Genomic DNA, 18,228 nt, shown 5'->3' with positions numbered 1-18,228 from the left:
CGTGGGCCCCCGCCCCGTGCCGGCGACCGGGGTCGTGAGGTCGGCGGCGCGCGAGTTGCAGACCGCCGGCATCGACTCCGCACTCGTGGAGGCGCAGTTGATATGCGCACATGTCCTGGGTGTCGAACGCTCCGCGCTTCCGCTCGTCGAGGGGGTGGACGCGGCCGGGGTCGCCGAGGTCGGACGGATAGTCGCCGCCCGCACTCGCGACCGGACCCCGCTCCAGTACCTGCTGGGCCGGGCCGTGTCGGGGCGACTCGACCTCGCGGTGGGCCCGGGAGTCTTCATCCCCAGGCCGGAGACGGAACTGCTCGTCGAGGACACGCTGTCCGCCCTCCGGTCTCCGGGCGCCGGACCGGGCCCGGTCGTCGTGGACCTCTGCGCCGGTAGCGGCACGCTGGCCCTCGAGATCGCCCACGCCAGGCCCGACGCGCAGGTCCACGCCGTGGAACTGCACGAGAGCGCGCTCGGGTGGCTCCGGCGCAACGCCGCCGACCGGGTCGCGGCGGGGGACACCCCTGTGGTGGTCCACGCGGGTGACGCCACGGCCCCCGACGTCCTGGCGGACCTGTCGGGCCGGGTCGACGCGGTCGTTTCCAACCCGCCGTACATCCCGCGGTCCGACGAGCTCCCGGCGGATGTGCTCGGGCACGAGCCGTCGACCGCACTGTTCGGGGGGGACGACGGCCTCGCCGTCATCACCCCGCTCGTCGGCGTCGCGGCCGGCCTCCTGGTGCCGGGTGGGCACCTGGCGGTGGAGCACGACGACACGACCGGTGCCGAGGTCGCGGCGGTGGTCTGGGCACAGGGATGCTTCGGTACCGTGGAGCAGCACACCGACCTCGCCGGACGTCCGCGTTTCGTCACCGCGACGAGACTCGATCATCCAGGCGACGATCATCACGACGACCACGAGGTCGACCCGAGAGCCCGGAAGGGGATCACCCGGTGACCATCACCTACGACTGCACCGAGGACACCGGTCGGGAGGTCGGCCTCAGTTCCGCGGCCGGCGCACTACGTGCCGGTCGGCTCGTCGTGACCCCCACGGACACGCTCTACGGCATCGCCGCCGACGCCTTCGACCCGGACGCCGTCACCCTCCTGCTCTCGGCCAAGCGTCGCGGCCCGGACATGCCCGTCCCCGTCCTGGTGGGATCCTGGGAGACCATCGACGGCCTGGTCGTGAGTACCCCGGCGACCGCGCGCGACCTCATCCGCGCCTTCTGGCCCGGAGGTCTGAGCCTGATCGTGCACCAGGCGCCGTCACTCAACTGGAATCTCGGACACACCCAGGGCACCGTGATGCTCCGGATGCCGCTGCACCCGGTCGCGATAGAGCTTCTGCGGGAGGTCGGCCCCCTCGCCGTCTCCAGCGCCAACGTCTCCGGTCAACCCCCGGCCACGACGGTCGCGCAGGCGCGTGACCAACTCGGCGACTCGGTCGCGGTCTACCTGGACGGCGGCCCCTGCGCGGTGGGGGAGCCCTCGACGATCGTCGACCTCACCGGACCCGCCCCCCGGATCGTCCGGGAGGGGGCCGTGAGCGCGGAGCGTGTCGGGGAGGTCCTGGGGACCGACCCCGCGGCCCTGCGTGGCTGACCGGGTGGTCTGACCGTGGGAATAGGGGTGCCGTTCCGCGAGCTCCTGCTCATCGCGGTGACGGCCGGCCTGGTCACCTTCGTCGTCACGGGCCTGGTCAGGGGAGTGGCGCCGGCGATCGGGGGCCTGGCCTATCCCCGCGACCGGGACGTGCACGTCGTGCCGACGCCCCGTCTCGGTGGGGTCGGCATCTTCACCGGGATGCTCGTCGCGGTCTACCTGGCCGCGCAGCTCCCGGCTCTCAACCGGGCGTTCCCGCCGTTCGCCCCGGATGTGGAGGCGACGATCATCGCGGGCGGGGTGATCGTGCTGGTGGGGATCGTCGACGACATCCTCGGTCTCGGAGCGGTGACCAAGCTCGCCGGTCAGGCGGCAGCGGCCGGCGTCCTGGTGGCCATGGGCGTGTCGTGGACGTTGGTGTACATCCCGTTCGGGGACGGCAACATCCTCGTCCTGGACCAACTCCAGGCGGGGTTGCTCACGGTGGTCTTCACCCTGACGATCGTCAACGCGATGAACTTCGTCGACGGCCTGGACGGCCTCGCCGCCGGGCTCGGCGCCATCGCGGCCATGGCGATCTGTGTGTTCTCCGTCGGGATCATGCTCGACCAGGGCGGGACCGTCGGGGCGTACCCCCCGGCACTCGTCACCGCGGTCCTGGCCGGGGCGTTGCTGGGTTTCCTGCCCCACAACTTCCAACCCGCCCGGATCTTCATGGGCGATTCGGGCTCGATGCTGATCGGCCTCGTCCTCGCCGCGGCCTCCACCAGCGCGTCCGGGAAGATCTCACAGAGCCTGTACGGGCCGCAGGAGATGATCGTCCTGCTCTCGCCAATGATCGTGGTCGCGGCCGCCATGTTCGTGCCGATGCTCGACCTCGTCCTGGCGGTGGTCCGCCGGGTCGGCGCCGGCCGCAGCCCGTTCGCCCCCGACAAGATGCACCTGCATCACCGCCTGCTCGACCTCGGTCACTCGCATCGGCGGGTCGCTCTGGTCATCTACGCATGGGTCTCGCTCATCGCGTTCGGTGCGGTCGGCGCGACGATGCTCCCCACCGAGGTGATCGTCCCGCTCGCGGCCGCCGGACTCATCGCGGTCCTCGCCGCCACCCTGGTCCCGCGTCTGAGGAGTTCGAGGGGTGAGCGCGACACGAGCGGTCCGATCGGTCCCCGCTAGGCTGCTCGCCATGACGGACATCCCCGCGACACCCGCGCAGCCCGCCGAAAGCCCACACACAGCCGGCCTCCGCAAGGCGGTGCGGCTCGGCGCGGTCGCGCTCGTCGTCCTCACCGTGATCAGCGGGGCGGCCTGGACCGCCGTCGACGGCACCCCCGGGTTGTGGGGTGCACTGATGGGCGCCGCGGTGGGCGGCGCGTTCGTGCTCACCACGGCGATCGTGGTCATCGCCACGGCCCACTCGGCGCCCCAGACGACCGCTGCCGTGGTCCTGGGGACCTGGCTGGTCAAACTCCTCGCCGCCATGGGGGTCGTGGCGGCGCTCTCCCGATTCGACTTCTACTCGCGGCCCGCCTTCGCCGTGACCGTCATCGCCGCTCTCATCGTGGTCCTGGCGGGGGAGACGTGGGCAGTCCTCAAGACCCGGGCTCCGTACGTGGAGCCCGATGCTGGCTGACGGGTCCCCCTGTCGCACCCGGCCGAGACCAGGGTGTTATTCTCATCTGCGGTGAGACGAGCACGTCACCGGGCTGCATCACGGCCCGAGGCGTTCGCGCGGAATCCCAACTCGGCCGCGAAGACCGGGCCACTCGTACCAAACGAGCTCGGGCGCACGTCGCCCAACACGACCAGGGGAGAACACACTGAGTACCACGCTTCTGGCCTTCAAGGGCGAGTTCCATCCCCCGAACATCGACTACGAGTTTTTCCCCACCGATCAGTGGTTGACCGGTTTCGCCGGTGACGCGTTCGTCCTGGACCGGCTCATGATCATCCGGTTGCTCATGACGGTGGTCCTCCTGGGCTTCTTCATGATCGCCATGCGAAACCCCAAGCTGGTCCCCAGCGGGGTCCAGAACTTCGCCGAGATCTGCCTGGACTTCGTCCGGGTCCACATCGCGGAGGAGATCCTGGGCAAGGAGCAGGGACGTCGATTCCTGCCGATCATCGCGACGATCTTCTTCGCGGTGTTCGCGATGAACCTCCCCACGATCATCCCGGGACTCAACATCTCGCCGAACGCCAGAATCGGCTTCCCGCTGATGCTCGCGCTACTGGGCTACCTGACCTTCATCTACGCCGGTTCCAAGAGATACGGGTTCGCGAAGTTCATCAAGGCGAGCGTGGTGATCCCGGGGCTTCCTCCGGCTCTGCACATTCTGGTCGTCCCGATCGAACTGGTGTCGACGTTCATCCTCCGCCCGGCCACGCTGACCATCCGTCTCATGGCCAACATGTTGGCGGGACACCTGATCATCGTCCTGCTGTTCAGCGCCACGAACTTCTTCTTCTGGCAGTTCAACGGCTGGACCCTGCTGGCGGTGGGCACCTCCCTGCTGTCGGTCGCCTTCACGCTGTTCAAGCTGTTGGTGCTGTTCCTCCAGGCGTACATCTTCGCGCTGCTGGTCTCGGTGTACATCGACCTCGCGCTCCACGCGGAGAGCCACTAGAACCCGGGCCGTCAGGCCTGACACGACCACCCGTCAACCCGACAATTCACGTCCGACCGGAGCGGGAAAGCCCGCACCGGCCATCTGAAAGGGAAACCCCATGGACATCGTCACTCTCGCCCAGGCCACCGAGTCGACCGTGAGCGGCTACGGCGCGATCGGCTACGGCCTCGCCGCCATCGGCCCCGGTATCGGCATCGGCATCCTCGTCGGCAAGACCGTCGAGGGAATGGCACGTCAGCCCGAGATGGCCGGCACCCTCCGCACCACGATGTTCCTCGGCATCGCCTTCACCGAGGCGCTCGCCCTGATCGGTATCGTCGCCGGCTTCCTGTTCTGATCGACGACCACCGACCTCGTAGGGACGCACCATGAACAACGTCATCGCCATCTTGGCGGCCGAGGGTGGAGAATCACTCCCCCTGGAGGACAGCCCCAACCCGCTGATTCCTCCGCTGTATGACATCGTCTGGTCGCTCATCCCGCTCGCCGTCATCCTGTGGCTCTTCTGGAAGTTCATCCTCCCGAAGTTCCAGCAGGTTCTCGACGAGCGTTCCGAGCGCATCGAAGGCGGTCTGCGTCGTGCCGAGCAGACCCAGGCCGAGGCGAAGGAGGAGCTGGCCAAGTACAAGGCCCAGCTCGCCGAGGCGCGCAGCGAAGCGGCCAAGATCCGCGACGACGCGCGTGCCCAGGGTCAGCAGATCCTCGCGGACATGAAGACCGAGGCGCAGGCGGAGAGCGACCGCATCGTCGCCGCAGGCAACCAGCAACTCGCCGCGCAGCGCCAGCAGATCATTGCGGAGCTCCGCAGTGACCTGGGTCGTCAGTCGGTGGATCTCGCGGAGCGACTCATGGGTGAGCAGCTGTCGGATCCGGTCCGGCGTTCGGGCACCATCGACCGCTTTCTGGCAGACCTCGACCGGGTCCCCGGCGCGGGCAAGAACTAAGGGAAGTGGAGCCGATGCACGCAGCGAGTCGCGAAGCGCTCGACCAGACCCGGAGCGACCTGGAGCAGACCCTGGCGGCGAACCCGTCCGGGGGAGCGACCGGCGCGAAGGTGGGCCAGGAACTCTTCGAGGTCGTGCGCGTCCTCGAGGACAACCGCGCCCTCCGGGTCTCCGTGGCCGACACCGCGGCCCCGGTGGAGGCCCGACAGGACCTGGTCCGTGGGGTGTTCGGGTGGAAGGTCGACCAGACCACCCTCGATCTGCTCCTCGCTGCGGTGTCCCGTGACTGGTCCAACCCGCGGGAGTTGCGCGAGGGCCTGATCCGGCTCGGCCGGGAGGCGCTCCTGCGATCGGCGGACCAGCAGGGACAGCTCCAGGCCGTCGAGGACGAGTTGTTCAGGCTCGGCCGCATCGTCGCCGGAGATCCCCAGTTCGAGCAGCTCCTCGCTGACCGGACCGCAGAGGCGGGAGCCAAGCGGGGGCTTCTCGCGGAGGTCCTGTACGGCAAGGTCACCGCGGTGACGGAGGCCCTCGCCTCGCAGGCCGTGGACCGCCCGTCCGGCATGCCCGCGGACGACATCATGGAGATCTCGACCCAGGCCGCGGAACTGCGCGGTCGCTCCGTGGCGGTGGTGACCAGCGCCGAGCCGTTGACCGAGCAGCAAACGGATGATCTCAGGGCGCGCCTGGCCACGCTGTACGGGCGGGAGATCGCCATCCACAACGACGTCGATCAGGCACTTCTGGGCGGCGTGGTCGTCCGGGTCGGCGACGAGATCATCGACGGTAGCGTGGCAGGACGGCTCGACGCGATGCGTCGTTCCCTCCGCTGACCGGCCGGTCCGGCACAAGACGAGCTGCGACTCGGCCGTGTTCCAGCGGTGGCGGCTCAGGTACACACCCATAAAGCACATCCCGACTTTGAGAGCAGGAATGACATGGCGGAGTTGACGATCTCCTCCGAAGAGATCCGCAGCGCGATTGCGAATTACACCTCGACCGTTTCGACCGACGCGACGAAGGAGGAGGTCGGCGTCGTCGTCGACACCGGTGACGGCATCGCGCACATCAGCGGGCTCCCCTCGGCGATGGCCAACGAGCTGCTGGAGTTCCCCGGCGGGATCCTCGGAGTCGCACTGAACCTCGAGGACCGCGAGATCGGTGCGGTCATCCTCGGTAACTTCGACGAGATCGCCCAGGGTCAGGAGGTGCGCCGCACCGGGAACGTCCTCTCCGTCCCCGTCGGCGACGGCTTCCTCGGCCGCGTCGTCAACCCGCTCGGCAAGCCCATCGACGGCCTCGGCGACATCGAGTCGGCCGGCACCCGCGCCCTCGAGCTGCAGGCTCCGTCCGTGCTCGAGCGTCAGCCCGTCGAAGAGCCGATGCAGACCGGCATCAAGGCCATCGACGCCATGACGCCGATCGGCCGCGGCCAGCGCCAGCTGATCATCGGCGACCGCAAGACCGGCAAGACCGCGGTCTGCATCGACGCCATCCTCAACCAGAAGGCCAACTGGGAGTCCGGCGACAAGAGCAAGCAGCTCCGGTGCATCTACGTCGCCATCGGCCAGAAGGGCTCCACCATCGCGGGCGTCAAGGCGACGCTCGAGGAGCACGGCGCGATGGAGTACACCACCATCGTGGCGGCCCCGGCCTCCGACTCCGCCGGTTTCAAGTGGCTCGCGCCGTTCACCGGCTCGGCCATCGGTCAGCACTGGATGTACGAGGGCGCCCACGTCCTGGTCGTGTTCGACGACCTGTCCAAGCAGGCCGACGCCTACCGCGCGATCTCGCTGCTGCTGCGCCGCCCGCCGGGTCGCGAGGCCTACCCGGGTGACGTCTTCTATCTTCACTCCCGGCTGCTCGAGCGTTGTGCCAAGCTCTCCGACGAGATGGGCGGAGGGTCGTTGACCGGCCTGCCGATCATCGAGACCAAGGCCAATGACGTCTCGGCCTTCATCCCGACCAACGTCATCTCGATCACCGACGGCCAGGTCTTCCTCGAGTCCGACCTGTTCAACCGCGGTGTGCGTCCCGCCGTCAACGTCGGTATCTCCGTCTCGCGAGTTGGCGGCGCCGCGCAGACCAAGGGCATGAAGAAGGTCTCCGGCTCGCTGCGTCTCGATCTGGCCGCGTACCGCGACCTGGAGTCCTTCGCGACGTTCGCGTCCGACCTGGATGCCGCGTCCAAGGCCCAGCTCGAGCGCGGTCAGCGTCTGGTCGAGATCCTCAAGCAGGACCAGAACTCGCCGGTGGCGGTCGAGGACCAGATCGTCTCGATCTACCTCGCCGGTGAGGGCTTCTACGACACCGTCCCCGTGGAGGACGTCCGGCGCTTCGAGGGCGAGCTCCTCGAGTCGCTGCGGCACTCCGCGTCCGACGTCTACAGCCAGATCGACGGCGGGGCCGCCCTCTCCGACGAGTCCAAGGCGACGCTCGAGGCCAAGACCAACGAGTTCAAGGAGGGCTTCGTCGCCTCCGACGGCTCGCGGGTGGTCAACGAGCCCGAGGCCGAGGCGCTCTCGGAGGACGAGATCGACCGCGAGACGCTGACGGTCACCAAGAAGAAGAAGGCCTGAGGCCTGCGATGACAGCCATCCGATTCAAGGCCGAGAGGAGAGTGATCTGACGCAATGGCGAACATGCGTGAACTGCGCGACCGGATCAAGTCGGTCAACTCGACCAAGAAGATCACCAAGGCCCAGGAGCTGATCGCCACCTCGCAGATCTCCAAGGCCCAGGCGAGGGTCGCGGCGGCCCAGCCGTTCGCCGATCAGATCACCGCCATCCTGACCGACCTCGCCAGTGCGTCGTCGGTTCAGCACCGGATGCTCAACGAGCCGGAGGACGCCACGCGTTCCGCCGTGCTCGTGGTGACCTCGGACCGCGGGATGTGTGGTGGCTACAACCACAACGTCCTCAAGGAGGCCGCCGAGCTCATCGCGTTCCTTGAGGACGCCGGCCGCGAGGTCGACATCTACGTGCTGGGCAACAAGGGCATCGTGTACTACACGTTCCGCGAGGTGGAACTCGCGGGATCGTGGCAGGGGCATTCCCAGAAGCCCGACTACCAGGAGGCCCGTCCGGCCTTCCAGCTCCTGTCGGCTGCTTTCGCGGCCGGCGGCGAAGAGACGTTCGACGCGTCGGAGTTCCTCGGCAGTGACTACCCCGGGGACACCACCCGCAAGGGCGTCGACGAGGTCCACATCGTCTACACCCAGTTCAAGTCGATGCTCACGCAGACCCCGCGTGCGCGCCGACTGGCCCCGATCGAGACCCGCGTCGAGATCGAGGAGCTGGATCTGGGCGAGGACTACTTGGATTCGCCGGAGACGGAGTTCAAGCCGGAGGTCACCTTCGAGCCCGACGCGGACACCCTGCTCGACAACCTCCTCCCGAGGTACATGTCGACGAGGGCGTTCGCCTCACTGCTCGAGTCGGCGGCGTCGGAGTCGGCGGCACGCCGCACGGCCATGAAGTCGGCGACGGACAACGCGACCGAACTGGTGGAAGGCCTGAGCCGCGAGGCCAACCAGGCCCGCCAGGCACAGATCACCCAGGAAATCAGCGAGATTGTCGGTGGCGCTGGTGCGCTCGCCGCTAGCGCAGGAAGTGACTAAGCAATGACCACAGCTGTTACCGATCAGAGCACGACGGGCACGGCCGGTCTCACCGGTCGGGTCGCCCGCGTCCTGGGTGCGGTCGTCGACGTGGAATTCCCGCGTGGCGCCCTCCCGGCCCTCTTCAACGCACTGACCACCGAGATCACCCTCGAGGCCGTCGCCAAGACGGTCACCTTCGAGGTCGCCCAGCATCTCGGCGACAACATGGTGCGCTGCATCTCCATGCAGTCCACCGACGGACTCGTCCGTGGCGCCGAGGTCGTCGACTCGGGCAAGCCGATCTCGGTGCCCGTGGGCGACGTCGTCAAGGGCCACGTCTTCAACGCCCTGGGCGACTGCCTAGACGCCCCCGGCACCGGCCGGGACGGTGAGCAGTGGGGTATCCACCGCGAGCCGCCCGCCTTCGATCAGCTCGAGGGCAAGACCGAGATCCTCGAGACCGGTGTGAAGGTCATCGACCTCCTCACCCCGTACGTCAAGGGTGGCAAGATCGGTCTCTTCGGTGGTGCCGGTGTCGGCAAGACCGTGCTGATCCAGGAGATGATCACCCGTATCGCCCGGGAGTTCTCCGGTACGTCGGTGTTCGCCGGCGTCGGTGAGCGCACCCGTGAGGGCACGGACCTGTTCCTCGAGATGGAGGAGATGGGCGTCCTCCAGGACACCGCCCTGGTGTTCGGTCAGATGGACGAGCCGCCGGGGACGCGTATGCGCGTCGCGCTCTCGGCTCTGACCATGGCCGAGTACTTCCGTGACGTGCAGGGCCAGGACGTCCTGTTGTTCGTGGACAACATCTTCCGCTTCACGCAGGCGGGTTCCGAGGTCTCGACCCTTCTCGGTCGCATGCCGTCCGCGGTCGGTTACCAGCCGACCCTCGCGGACGAGATGGGCATGCTGCAGGAGCGGATCACCTCGACGCGGGGTCGTTCCATCACCTCGCTCCAGGCGATCTACGTCCCCGCCGACGACTACACCGACCCGGCGCCGGCCACCACGTTCGCCCACCTCGACGCCACCACGGAGCTGTCCCGCTCCATCGCGTCGAAGGGTATCTACCCCGCGGTGGACCCGCTCACCTCGACCTCCCGGATCCTCGAGCCGGGCATCGTCGGCGAGGAGCACTACCGGGTGGCGCAGCAGGTCATCCAGATCCTGCAGAAGTACAAGGAACTGCAGGACATCATCGCCATCCTCGGTATGGACGAGCTCTCCGAGGAGGACAAGGTCACCGTTCAGCGTGCCCGTCGCCTCGAGCGCTTCCTCGGCCAGAACTTCCTGGTCGCCGAGAAGTTCACCGGCCAGGTCGGCTCGGTCGTCCCGCTGTCGGACACCATCGAGGCGTTCGACAAGCTGTGCAAGGGCGAGCTGGACCACCTCCCGGAGCAGGCGTTCAACGGTATCGGCGGTCTGGACGATGTCGAGGCGGCCGCCAAGAAGCTCTCGGGGAAGTGACCGCTGACCATGGCTGACATCGAGGTCGAGTTCGTCACGGTCGAGCGTCGTTTCTGGTCCGGCACCGCCACCATGGTGGTCGCCAAGACCACAGAGGGCGAGATCGGTATCCAGTCCGGGCACGAGCCGCTGCTCGGCGAGTTGGATGCCGGTGGCACCGTGACGGTCTACACGGACGAGGGCAAGAAGGTCGCCGCGGTGCAGGGCGGGTTCCTCTCCGTGACGGCGAACAAGGTCAGCATCCTCGGCGAGACCGCGGAGTGGTCGGAGTCCATCGACCGCGGCGAGGCCGAGCGCGCGCTGTCCGAGGCAGGGGACGACCAGGCGGCTGCTGCAGCCGCACGCGGTCGCCTCCGCGCGGTCGAGAAGGCCGGCGCCTAGCAGTACGGCACGGTTCGCCCGTGACCTGACGGCCGCGGCCACCGGAAGGGGTTGAGCAGATGGCGATCACCGGGATCATTCTCGGTGTCGTCGTGCTGCTCGTCCTCGCCCCGGTGGTCGCGGCCGTCGTCTATCGATTGGTGGTCGTCCGCAGGGATTCCACCTCAGTCCTGGTCAAACGGGACGGGGGAGACGCGTGGCGTCACGGAGCCGTCCGATACTCCGACACCGATCTGGCGTTCTACCGGTTGCTGAGCGTGAGGTTCGGGGCGGATGTCCGTCTCGACCGCAGGAGTCTCGAGCTGGGGCCCCGCCGTCAGCCGACGGGGCACGAACTCGACGTCGCCGAGTCGGGGGAGCTCATCGTGTCCTTCTCCGGCCACGATCGCAGCGGCGGGATCAGGGAGGGCGAGATCTGTGTGGGTCCCGCCGAGCTGACCGCTCTGCTGGCGTGGGTGGAGGCCTGCTCGACCGACCAGGTCCGCTCCCCGGCCCGCCGTCGGCGCTGACGGCTCTGACGGCCCGCAGGGCCCTGAGGGCCGTCCGGCACATCCCGATTCCAGGAGGAACCGTGCGTCTCGTCGTCGCCACCTGTCAGGTCGACTACGTCGGCCGTCTGACGGCCCACCTGCCCATGGCGCCCAGGCTGTTGCTCGTCAAGGCGGACGGGTCCGTCAGCGTGCACGCCGACGACCGTGCGTACAAGCCGCTCAACTGGATGACGCCACCCTGTTCATTGGTCGAGCGGGAGCATCCGGATGACCCCGCGCACCTTCTCTGGATCGTCGAGAACAAGGCCGGCGAACAACTCCGCATCACGCTCTCCGAGGTCCACCACGACTCCCGGCACGAGCTCGGGGTGGACCCCGGGCTGGTCAAGGACGGCGTCGAGGCTCACCTCCAGGAACTGCTGGCCGAACACATCGAGACCCTGGGGCCGGGGTACAGCCTGGTCCGCCGCGAGTACATGACCGCGATCGGCCCGGTCGACATCCTGGGGCGGGACGCCGACGGCGTCACCGTCGCGGTCGAGATCAAGCGTCGGGGTGAGATCGACGGCGTGGAGCAACTCACGCGGTATCTGGAACTTCTCAACCGCGACCCGCTGTTGTCCCCGGTGAGCGGGGTGTTCGCGGCCCAGGTGATCAAACCTCAGGCCCGTACCCTCGCCGAGGACCGGGGGATCCGCTGCGTGACCCTCGACTACGACTCGCTCCGCGGGATCGAGTCGACGGACCTGCGGCTGTTCTGAGGGCGGGGACCGGGTGCCGAGACGTCACAGACGCGCGGGGACGGGTCGTCCGGCGCCCCGGCGGGAGGGGCCCGGAGGCGGTGCGCTCGAGTCCGGCCCGTCGGGTGACCCGGACGACTACCACGTCCGGCGTGTCCCCGGATCGCGTGCCGGTAAGGACTACCGTTGCCCGGGATGCGACCAGGTGGTCCCCGCCGGAACGCCGCACGTGGTGGCGTGGCCGGACAGGCCGGGGGGCGACGACGAGCGCCGCCACTGGCACAGCGGATGCTGGTCCGGGAGGGGGAGCCGGGGTCTCACCCGTCGGTGGAGCTGAACCGTGGGTCGACGAGCCCCGGGTCGGCGGGCATGACAATGTCGTCGTCCGGCCGGCCGGGAATGGGCTCCAGCCGGGCACGGATCGCCGCCAGATCGGCCATCACGCGTTCCCGGACCGACCGCAGTTCCTCGGTGTGTCGACGCGCCGTCGAGACCAGCGATGCCGCCTCGGACGCGGCGCGGTCGACCGTCTCCCGCGCCCTCTCCTCGGCCTGGCGTCTCACGGCGTCCGCCGCGGCGATCGATGCCGCCTGCCGGTCCCGGTCCTCGAGCAGGGACTCCGTTCTCCTCGCATCAGAGGCGATGCGGTGATCCTCGTCTATCAGATCCCGGTGGTGAGCGGCCTCCAGGTCGAGCCGCCTGGCCTCCCGCTCCGCCGCGAGGATGATCTCCCGGGCCCGTGAGCGCGCCGCGTCGAGGATCCCCGTCTGCTCGGTCCGTACCGCGGCCGCCCGGTCGCGGGCCGCGGTGAGCTCCGCGGTGGCGGCGTCGCGGTCTGCCGCGGCGTCGCGTCGCGCCGTCTCCCGGAGGTTCCAGGCCTCTTCCTCGGCGTCGGCCCGGACCCGGTCGGCCGCCGCGAGGGCGGAGTCGCGAATCGACTCGGCCTCGGCGGAGGCGAGGGTCAGCATCGTGGACAGGCGGTCTGACATCTGCTCGTTGGTGACCGGGGTCCGCCCGAGTTCCGCGACCCGGGCCTCGAGGGAGGCGGCCCGGGCTCGTTCCCGTGCGGCCTCGGCGGCAGCCCGCTCGGCCCGCTCGACGGCGGCGTCGCGGTCCGCGCGGAGGAGCTCCACCTCGGCCTCCAGGCGCGTGAGCGTGGAGGTCACCTGGTCACGGTCGAAGCCCTTGCGGACCACGGCGAAAGGGTCGGCGCCCGTGGTGGGCATGTGTGTGCTCGACATGGCCCCACCCTAGCGGGGAGGCCTCGCCCGGACCCTAGTGCGACCCGGCGGCCGGCTCGACCAGCTCCAGGAGCACGCCCCCGGCGTCCTTGGGGTGGACGAAGTTGATCCGTGAACCCGCCGTGCCGCTCTTCGGTGCCGGGTACAGCACCCGCACACCGCGTCCGGTGAGGTGCTCGGTGATGGCCTCGATGTCGGTCACCCGGACCGCCATCTGCTGGATGCCCGGGCCGTTGCGATCCAGGTACTTGGCGATCGTCGAGGACTCGTCCAGGGGCGCGAGGACCTGGAGGAGCGCGCTCCCGTCCGGCCGGCCGGGCGACCCCAGCATGGCCTCGCGCACTCCCTGCTCCTCGTTGACCTCCTCGTGCAGGTTCTCCATCCCGAGGTTGTCCCGGTACCAGGTCACGGCGGCGTCGAAGTCGGGAACCGCCACGCCGACGTGGTCGATGGCCACGACGAGATCGGCGGGGAGCAGGGGCTGGCTGGCTGGGGTAGTGGTCATGGGGACCACGGTAGTCGGTGCCGGCAGGCGGTAGTTTGGCGTGTACACGTACAGCCCCTCGAATGGAAGGTCCGCAATGTCCGCCGACTCAACCCGCACCGTCATCGTCTCCGGGGCCCGCACCCCGTTCGGCCGTCTCCAGGGCGGTCTGTCCTCCCTGTCCGCCCCCGAACTGGGCGGGATCGCCATCCGCGGTGCCCTCGAGCGGGGCGGTGTGCCCGCCGAGGCCGTCGACCAGGTGATCATGGGTCAGGTGCTGTCCGCCGGGAACGGGCAGATGCCCGCGCGTCAGGCGTCGCTGGCCGCCGGGATCCCCCAGCGGGTGGACGCGCTGAGCATCAACAAGATGTGCCTGTCCGGCCTGACGGCCATCGCGCTGGCGGACCAGGCGATCCGCGCCGGCTACTCCGAGGTCGTCGTGGCGGGCGGCCAGGAGTCGATGTCCCAGGCGCCCCACCTGCTGCCCAAGAGCCGGGCCGGGTACAAGTACGGCTCCATCGAGGTCCTGGACCACATGGCCTACGACGGCCTGCACGACGTGCCGACCGACCAGCCCATGGGTGCGCTCACCGAGGCGCGCAACGCCGAGCTGGAGATCACCCGTGAGCACCAGGACGAGTTCGCGGCCGTCTCCCACCAGCGCGCCGCGGCCGCGTGGGCCGAGGGTCGGTTCGCGGACGAGGTGGTCCCCGTGACCGTGAAGGGCCGCAAGGGCGACACGATCGTGGAGACCGACGAGGGTGTCCGCGCCGAGTCGACCGCCGAGTCGATGGGCAAACTCAGGCCCGCGTTCGCGAAGGACGGGACCATCACCGCGGGCTCCTCCTCCCAGATCTCCGACGGCGCCTCCGCCGTCATCGTCACCACGGCCGCCCGCGCGGAGGCGGAGGGGTGGCCGGTGCTGGCCGAGATCGTCGGCTACGGCACAGTCGCCGGCCCGGACTCGACCTTGCAGCACCAGCCCGCGGACGCGGTCCTCGACGCCTGCCGTCGCGCGGACGTGGAGGTCGACTCCATCGACCTGTTCGAGTTCAACGAGGCCTTCGCCTCGGTCGGTCTGCACTCGACCAAGGCCCTCGGGGTGAGCCCCGACAAGGTGAACGTCAACGGTGGTGCCATCTCGATCGGGCACCCGATCGGTGTGTCGGGCAGCCGCGTCGTCCTGACCCTCGCACTGGAGCTGGCCCGCCGCGGCGGCGGCCTCGGGGCGGCGGCCCTCTGCGGCGGCGGCGGGCAGGGAGACGCCCTGCTGATCCGCGTCCCCGCGACCAGCTGACACCCGATCGGACCGGTCGTGGCAGGATCGACGGCGTGACGAGACCAGGTAACCGACCCCCGTCCGCCTCCGAGCAGAAGCTCGCGGCGTCCCTCGCCGGCGCCGTCGATCTCTCGGGGTTGAAGAAACGGGCGGAGGCGAAGCGGGACCCCGCCACCGCCGCCCCCGGAGCGGGGCCCGGCTCCGGTCCGGTGACGCTCGTCGAGGTCGACGAGACCACGTTCGAGCAGGAGGTACTGGTCCGGTCGACGCAGGTCCCCGTCGTCGTCGAGCTCATGTCCCGGCGGGCGCCCACGGTACTGACCACCCTGCTCTCCTCGCTGGCCGAGGAGGCGGGTGGTCAGTGGGTGCACGCGGTCGTCGACGTGGACGCCGCACCGGGGATCGCGCAGGCGTTCCAGGCGCGGGCGGTCCCGACCGTCGTCGCCGTCGCGGCGGGGCGGCCGCTCGCGGACTTCGAGGGGGAGCAGCCCGAGGACGCCCTCCGGCAGTGGATCGCGGCCGTTCTCCAGGCCACCGAGGGCAAGCTCAGCGGGATGCCCGAGGCCGAGTCGGGCGGGGAGCCGGAGGAGGTCGCGGACACCGAGCGTGACGCGGCCGAGGACGCCCTCGCGGACGGAGAGCTGGCCACGGCGGAGGAGCGCTTCACCGCCCTGGTGGACTCACGCCCCGGTGACCACACTCTTCTGGAAGCACTGCGGTACGTGCAGGCCGCCCGGCGCGCGGCGGAGCAGGCCGACGCGGGAGAGGGCACCGTCCCCGCGGCCCTGCGGGCGGCCGACCGGGCACTCGTCGGCGGGGAGTACGAGCCGGCGTTCGCGGTCCTCGTCGACGCCATCCGGGTGAGCGCGGGCGACGACCGCGCGACGCTGCGGGCCCGCCTGGTCGATCTCCTCGAGGCGCTCCCGGCGGACGACCCGCGGGTGCTGGACGCCCGCCGGAACCTCGCCAACGCGTTGTACTGAGGCCCGCGGGCCGCCCGCGGTCGGCGTGTCGCCCGACGTCAGCGCGTGTGCCGCAACCACACCGCGGCGCGGGGGCCGACGGTGATCGCCGCGGAATGGGAGCGGCCGTGGTGGTGCCGCTCCTCGGCGTGGACCCCGCCGAGGTTGCCGGTCCCCGACCCCTCGTAGGCCTCGGCGTCGGTGTTGAGGATCTCCTCCCAGTACCCGGCCTCGGGCAGACCGATCCGGTAGTCGTCCAGGGTGCGGCCCGAGAAGTTGACCACACAGGCGATCGTGCTGCCCGCGTGATCGGTGCGCAGGAACGACAGCGCGTTGTGATCGGAGTCGTTGGCGTCGATCCACGAGAAACCCGACGGGTCGTCGTCGAGCGTCCAGAGACCGGGGTTCTCTGCGTAGCGGGCGTTCATGTCCCGTACCGAGGCGAGGATGCCGCGGTGGTACTCGCCCTCCCAGCCCTCGAGGTTCTCCCAGGTGACGCCCTGTTCGTCGTTCCACTCGCCGACCTGACCGAACTCCATCCCCTGGAAGATGAGCTTCTTCCCGGGGTGTGCCCACATGTAGGCGTAGAGCCCGCGCAACCCGGCGGCGCGGTCCCACGAGGACCCCGGCATCCGCTGCCACATCGAGCCCTTGCCGTGCACCACCTCGTCGTGGCTGAGCGGGAGGACGAAGCGCTCGCTCCAGGCGTACATCAGGGAGAAGGTGACCTCGCCGTGGTGGTGCCCCCGGTAGACGGGGTCGAGGCCGACATAGCGCAGCGTGTCGTTCATCCACCCCATGTTCCACTTCATCGAGAACCCGAGACCGCCGGTGTCCGTGGGTGCGGTGACGCCGCCCCAGGAGGTCGACTCCTCGGCGATCATGAGGAACCCGGGGTGTTCCCGGCGCACGGTGGCGTTGACCTCCTGCAGGAACGAGATGGCCTCGAGGTTCTCTCTACCGCCGTAGCGGTTGGGGGTCCACTCGCCCTCGTTCCGCGAGTAGTCCAGGTAGAGCATCGAGGCGACGGCGTCCACACGCAGGCCGTCGACGTGGAACTCCTCCGCCCAGTACAGGGCGTTGGCCACCAGGAAGTTGCGGACCTCGTGACGACCGAAGTCGAACACGTAGGTGCCCCAGTCGGGCTGCTCGCCTCGACGGGGGTCCGCGTGCTCGTACAGCGGGGTCCCGTCGAAGCGGCCGAGGGACCACTCGTCTTTGGGGAAGTGCGCGGGCACCCAGTCCACCAGCACCCCGATGCCGCGCGAGTGCAGGTGGTCGACCACGTAGCGCAGGTCGTCCGGGGTGCCGAAGCGACTGGTGGGGGCGTAGTAGGAGGAGACCTGGTAGCCCCATGACCCGCCGAAGGGGTGCTCGGCCACGGGCATCAGTTCGACATGGGTGAAGCCGGTCTCGGTCACGTGGTCGGCCAGCTGGTGGGCGAACTCGCGGTAGCCGAGTCCCGGCCTCCACGAGCCCACGTGCACCTCGAGGACCGTCATCGGGGAGCGCGAGTGGTCGCGCGTCGCCCGGCCGGCGACCCACTCGTCGTCGTTCCACTCGTGACCGGACGTGAACACCTTGGACCCGGTGGCGGGGGGCACCTCGGTGGCCACCGCCAGCGGGTCGGCGTGGTCGACGGTCCGGCCGTCGGCGCCGCGGACGCAGTACTTGTAGACGGCGTCGTCAGTCACGTCCGGAACGAACAGCTCCCACACTCCCGAGGCGCCGATCGCGCGCATGGGCAGGGCGATCGGGTTCCACCCGCAGAAGTCGCCGACGACGCTGATGCCCCGGGCGTTCGGGGCCCAGACGGCGAAGGACGTTCCCGTGACGGGCCCCCCGGGGGTGTCGTACGTGCGGACGTGCGCACCGAGGACGGTCCACAGCCGCTCGTGCCGGCCCTCGTTGATCAGGTGGAGATCCATCTCGCCCAGGGTGGGCAGGAAGCGGTACCCGTCGGCGACGGTCCGCGTGTGCCCGTCCGGGTAGGTGACCCGCAACCGGTAGTCGGGGACGTCCCGTTCGGGCAACCCCGCCCCGAACATGCCGTCGCCGAGCGGTTCCATGGGCACGGTGCGCGCGCCGAGCACGATCTCTACCGAGGTGGCACCGGGCTGCATGGTCCGCACGACGGAACCGGCCCCGGTCGGGTGGGCGCCGTAGACCGAGTGCGGGTCGCGGTGGGCGCCCGAGCGGAGCGCGCCCAGATCCTCCCGGGGGATCTCGCCCGACGGCTCGCCGGGGGTGGCCGGCGCCGGCGTCCGCCCCGCCTCGTCGCGGGCGACCTCCTCGGGCGTCCGCCAGGCCGCCTCGGGGTCGACGGGCGGTGGCACCCTGCCGGGCGCCGTGGCGGAGCTCTCGGTAGCGGGTCGGCCCTTGCCGTGGTGCTTTCCCATGCC

20 protein-coding genes are annotated in these 18,228 nt (G+C 69.7%); 17 read left to right on the top strand and 3 right to left on the bottom strand.

The window, feature by feature from the left end:
- Position 1: 1 nt before the first annotated feature.
- The 15 genes from prmC (at position 2) to ABIE38_RS05925 (ending at position 12,197) form a co-directional block, all read left to right on the top strand.
- Positions 2-952, top strand: coding sequence for a peptide chain release factor N(5)-glutamine methyltransferase (prmC, locus tag ABIE38_RS05995; protein ID WP_354054466.1), 951 nt, complete (start codon positions 2-4; stop codon positions 950-952).
- Positions 949-1,602, top strand: coding sequence for an L-threonylcarbamoyladenylate synthase (locus tag ABIE38_RS05990; RefSeq protein ID WP_182644611.1), 654 nt, complete (start codon positions 949-951; stop codon positions 1,600-1,602). The genes prmC and ABIE38_RS05990 overlap by 4 nt, the downstream gene beginning before the upstream one ends.
- Positions 1,603-1,617: 15 nt before the next feature.
- Positions 1,618-2,778 (top strand): glycosyltransferase family 4 protein, encoded by a 1,161-nt coding sequence (locus ABIE38_RS05985; RefSeq protein ID WP_354054465.1) that lies wholly within the window; start codon positions 1,618-1,620, stop codon positions 2,776-2,778.
- Between the two features lie 10 nt (positions 2,779-2,788).
- The gene (locus ABIE38_RS05980; RefSeq protein ID WP_354054464.1) at positions 2,789-3,235 is read left to right on the top strand and encodes a Cg1360 family ATP-synthase-associated protein; all 447 of its coding nucleotides are present in this window, start codon (positions 2,789-2,791) and stop codon (positions 3,233-3,235) included.
- 202 nt (positions 3,236-3,437) lie between these two features.
- Positions 3,438-4,229 carry a F0F1 ATP synthase subunit A gene (gene atpB / locus ABIE38_RS05975; protein WP_502914733.1) on the top strand — a complete coding sequence of 264 codons (792 nt, stop codon included), beginning with the start codon at positions 3,438-3,440 and terminating at the stop codon, positions 4,227-4,229.
- Between the two features lie 100 nt (positions 4,230-4,329).
- Positions 4,330-4,569: an ATP synthase F0 subunit C gene (locus ABIE38_RS05970; RefSeq protein WP_107747337.1), complete on the top strand. Its 240-nt coding sequence runs from the start codon at positions 4,330-4,332 to the stop codon at positions 4,567-4,569.
- Between the two features lie 31 nt (positions 4,570-4,600).
- Positions 4,601-5,176 carry a F0F1 ATP synthase subunit B gene (locus tag ABIE38_RS05965; protein WP_179525554.1) on the top strand — a complete coding sequence of 192 codons (576 nt, stop codon included), beginning with the start codon at positions 4,601-4,603 and terminating at the stop codon, positions 5,174-5,176.
- Positions 5,177-5,190: 14 nt separating this feature from the next.
- The gene (locus ABIE38_RS05960) at positions 5,191-6,009 is read left to right on the top strand and encodes a F0F1 ATP synthase subunit delta (RefSeq protein ID WP_354054462.1); all 819 of its coding nucleotides are present in this window, start codon (positions 5,191-5,193) and stop codon (positions 6,007-6,009) included.
- A 105-nt stretch (positions 6,010-6,114) separates the two neighbouring features.
- Entirely contained in the window at positions 6,115-7,755 is a 1,641-nt protein-coding gene (gene atpA, locus ABIE38_RS05955) for a F0F1 ATP synthase subunit alpha (protein WP_354054461.1), read from the top strand.
- Between the two features lie 54 nt (positions 7,756-7,809).
- Positions 7,810-8,796, top strand: coding sequence for a F0F1 ATP synthase subunit gamma (locus ABIE38_RS05950; RefSeq protein WP_354054460.1), 987 nt, complete (start codon positions 7,810-7,812; stop codon positions 8,794-8,796).
- 3 nt (positions 8,797-8,799) lie between these two features.
- Positions 8,800-10,248 carry a F0F1 ATP synthase subunit beta gene (gene atpD, locus ABIE38_RS05945; protein ID WP_107747342.1) on the top strand — a complete coding sequence of 483 codons (1,449 nt, stop codon included), beginning with the start codon at positions 8,800-8,802 and terminating at the stop codon, positions 10,246-10,248.
- A 9-nt stretch (positions 10,249-10,257) separates the two neighbouring features.
- A complete protein-coding gene (locus tag ABIE38_RS05940) occupies positions 10,258-10,629 on the top strand; it encodes a F0F1 ATP synthase subunit epsilon (protein WP_179525551.1) in 372 nt (123 codons plus the stop codon).
- A 59-nt stretch (positions 10,630-10,688) separates the two neighbouring features.
- Positions 10,689-11,138, top strand: a complete 450-nt coding sequence (locus tag ABIE38_RS05935; RefSeq protein ID WP_354054459.1) for a DUF2550 family protein — start codon at positions 10,689-10,691, stop codon at positions 11,136-11,138.
- Positions 11,139-11,200: 62 nt separating this feature from the next.
- The gene (gene nucS / locus ABIE38_RS05930) at positions 11,201-11,881 is read left to right on the top strand and encodes an endonuclease NucS (RefSeq protein ID WP_354054458.1); all 681 of its coding nucleotides are present in this window, start codon (positions 11,201-11,203) and stop codon (positions 11,879-11,881) included.
- A 13-nt stretch (positions 11,882-11,894) separates the two neighbouring features.
- Complete coding sequence (locus tag ABIE38_RS05925; RefSeq protein WP_259843874.1) at positions 11,895-12,197, top strand: Rv1322 family protein; 303 nt, start codon at positions 11,895-11,897, stop codon at positions 12,195-12,197.
- Here ABIE38_RS05925 and ABIE38_RS05920 read toward each other — a convergent pair.
- Positions 12,178-13,101 (bottom strand): coiled-coil domain-containing protein, encoded by a 924-nt coding sequence (locus tag ABIE38_RS05920; protein ID WP_354054457.1) that lies wholly within the window; start codon positions 13,099-13,101, stop codon positions 12,178-12,180. The two genes, ABIE38_RS05925 and ABIE38_RS05920, sit on opposite strands and share 20 nt — an antisense overlap.
- 34 nt (positions 13,102-13,135) lie before the next feature.
- Positions 13,136-13,606: a methylmalonyl-CoA epimerase gene (mce, locus tag ABIE38_RS05915; RefSeq protein WP_354054456.1), complete on the bottom strand. Its 471-nt coding sequence runs from the start codon at positions 13,604-13,606 to the stop codon at positions 13,136-13,138.
- A 76-nt stretch (positions 13,607-13,682) separates the two neighbouring features.
- Here mce and ABIE38_RS05910 point away from each other — a divergent pair, with 76 nt between their 5' ends.
- Both ABIE38_RS05910 and ABIE38_RS05905 read left to right on the top strand, forming a co-directional pair.
- Positions 13,683-14,882: an acetyl-CoA C-acetyltransferase gene (locus ABIE38_RS05910; RefSeq protein ID WP_354054455.1), complete on the top strand. Its 1,200-nt coding sequence runs from the start codon at positions 13,683-13,685 to the stop codon at positions 14,880-14,882.
- Between the two features lie 35 nt (positions 14,883-14,917).
- Positions 14,918-15,847 (top strand): tetratricopeptide repeat protein, encoded by a 930-nt coding sequence (locus ABIE38_RS05905; RefSeq protein ID WP_354054454.1) that lies wholly within the window; start codon positions 14,918-14,920, stop codon positions 15,845-15,847.
- Between the two features lie 38 nt (positions 15,848-15,885).
- Here ABIE38_RS05905 and glgB read toward each other — a convergent pair whose 3' ends face one another.
- Entirely contained in the window at positions 15,886-18,225 is a 2,340-nt protein-coding gene (gene glgB, locus ABIE38_RS05900; protein ID WP_354054453.1) for a 1,4-alpha-glucan branching protein GlgB, read from the bottom strand.
- Positions 18,226-18,228 lie beyond the last annotated feature (3 nt).

The organism is Dietzia sp. 2505, assembly GCF_040546785.1.
Taxonomy (GTDB): Bacteria; Actinomycetota; Actinomycetes; order Mycobacteriales; family Mycobacteriaceae; genus Dietzia.
The sequence above is the reverse complement of the archived record's forward strand: the minus strand, read 5'-3'. Positions and strand labels throughout refer to the sequence as shown.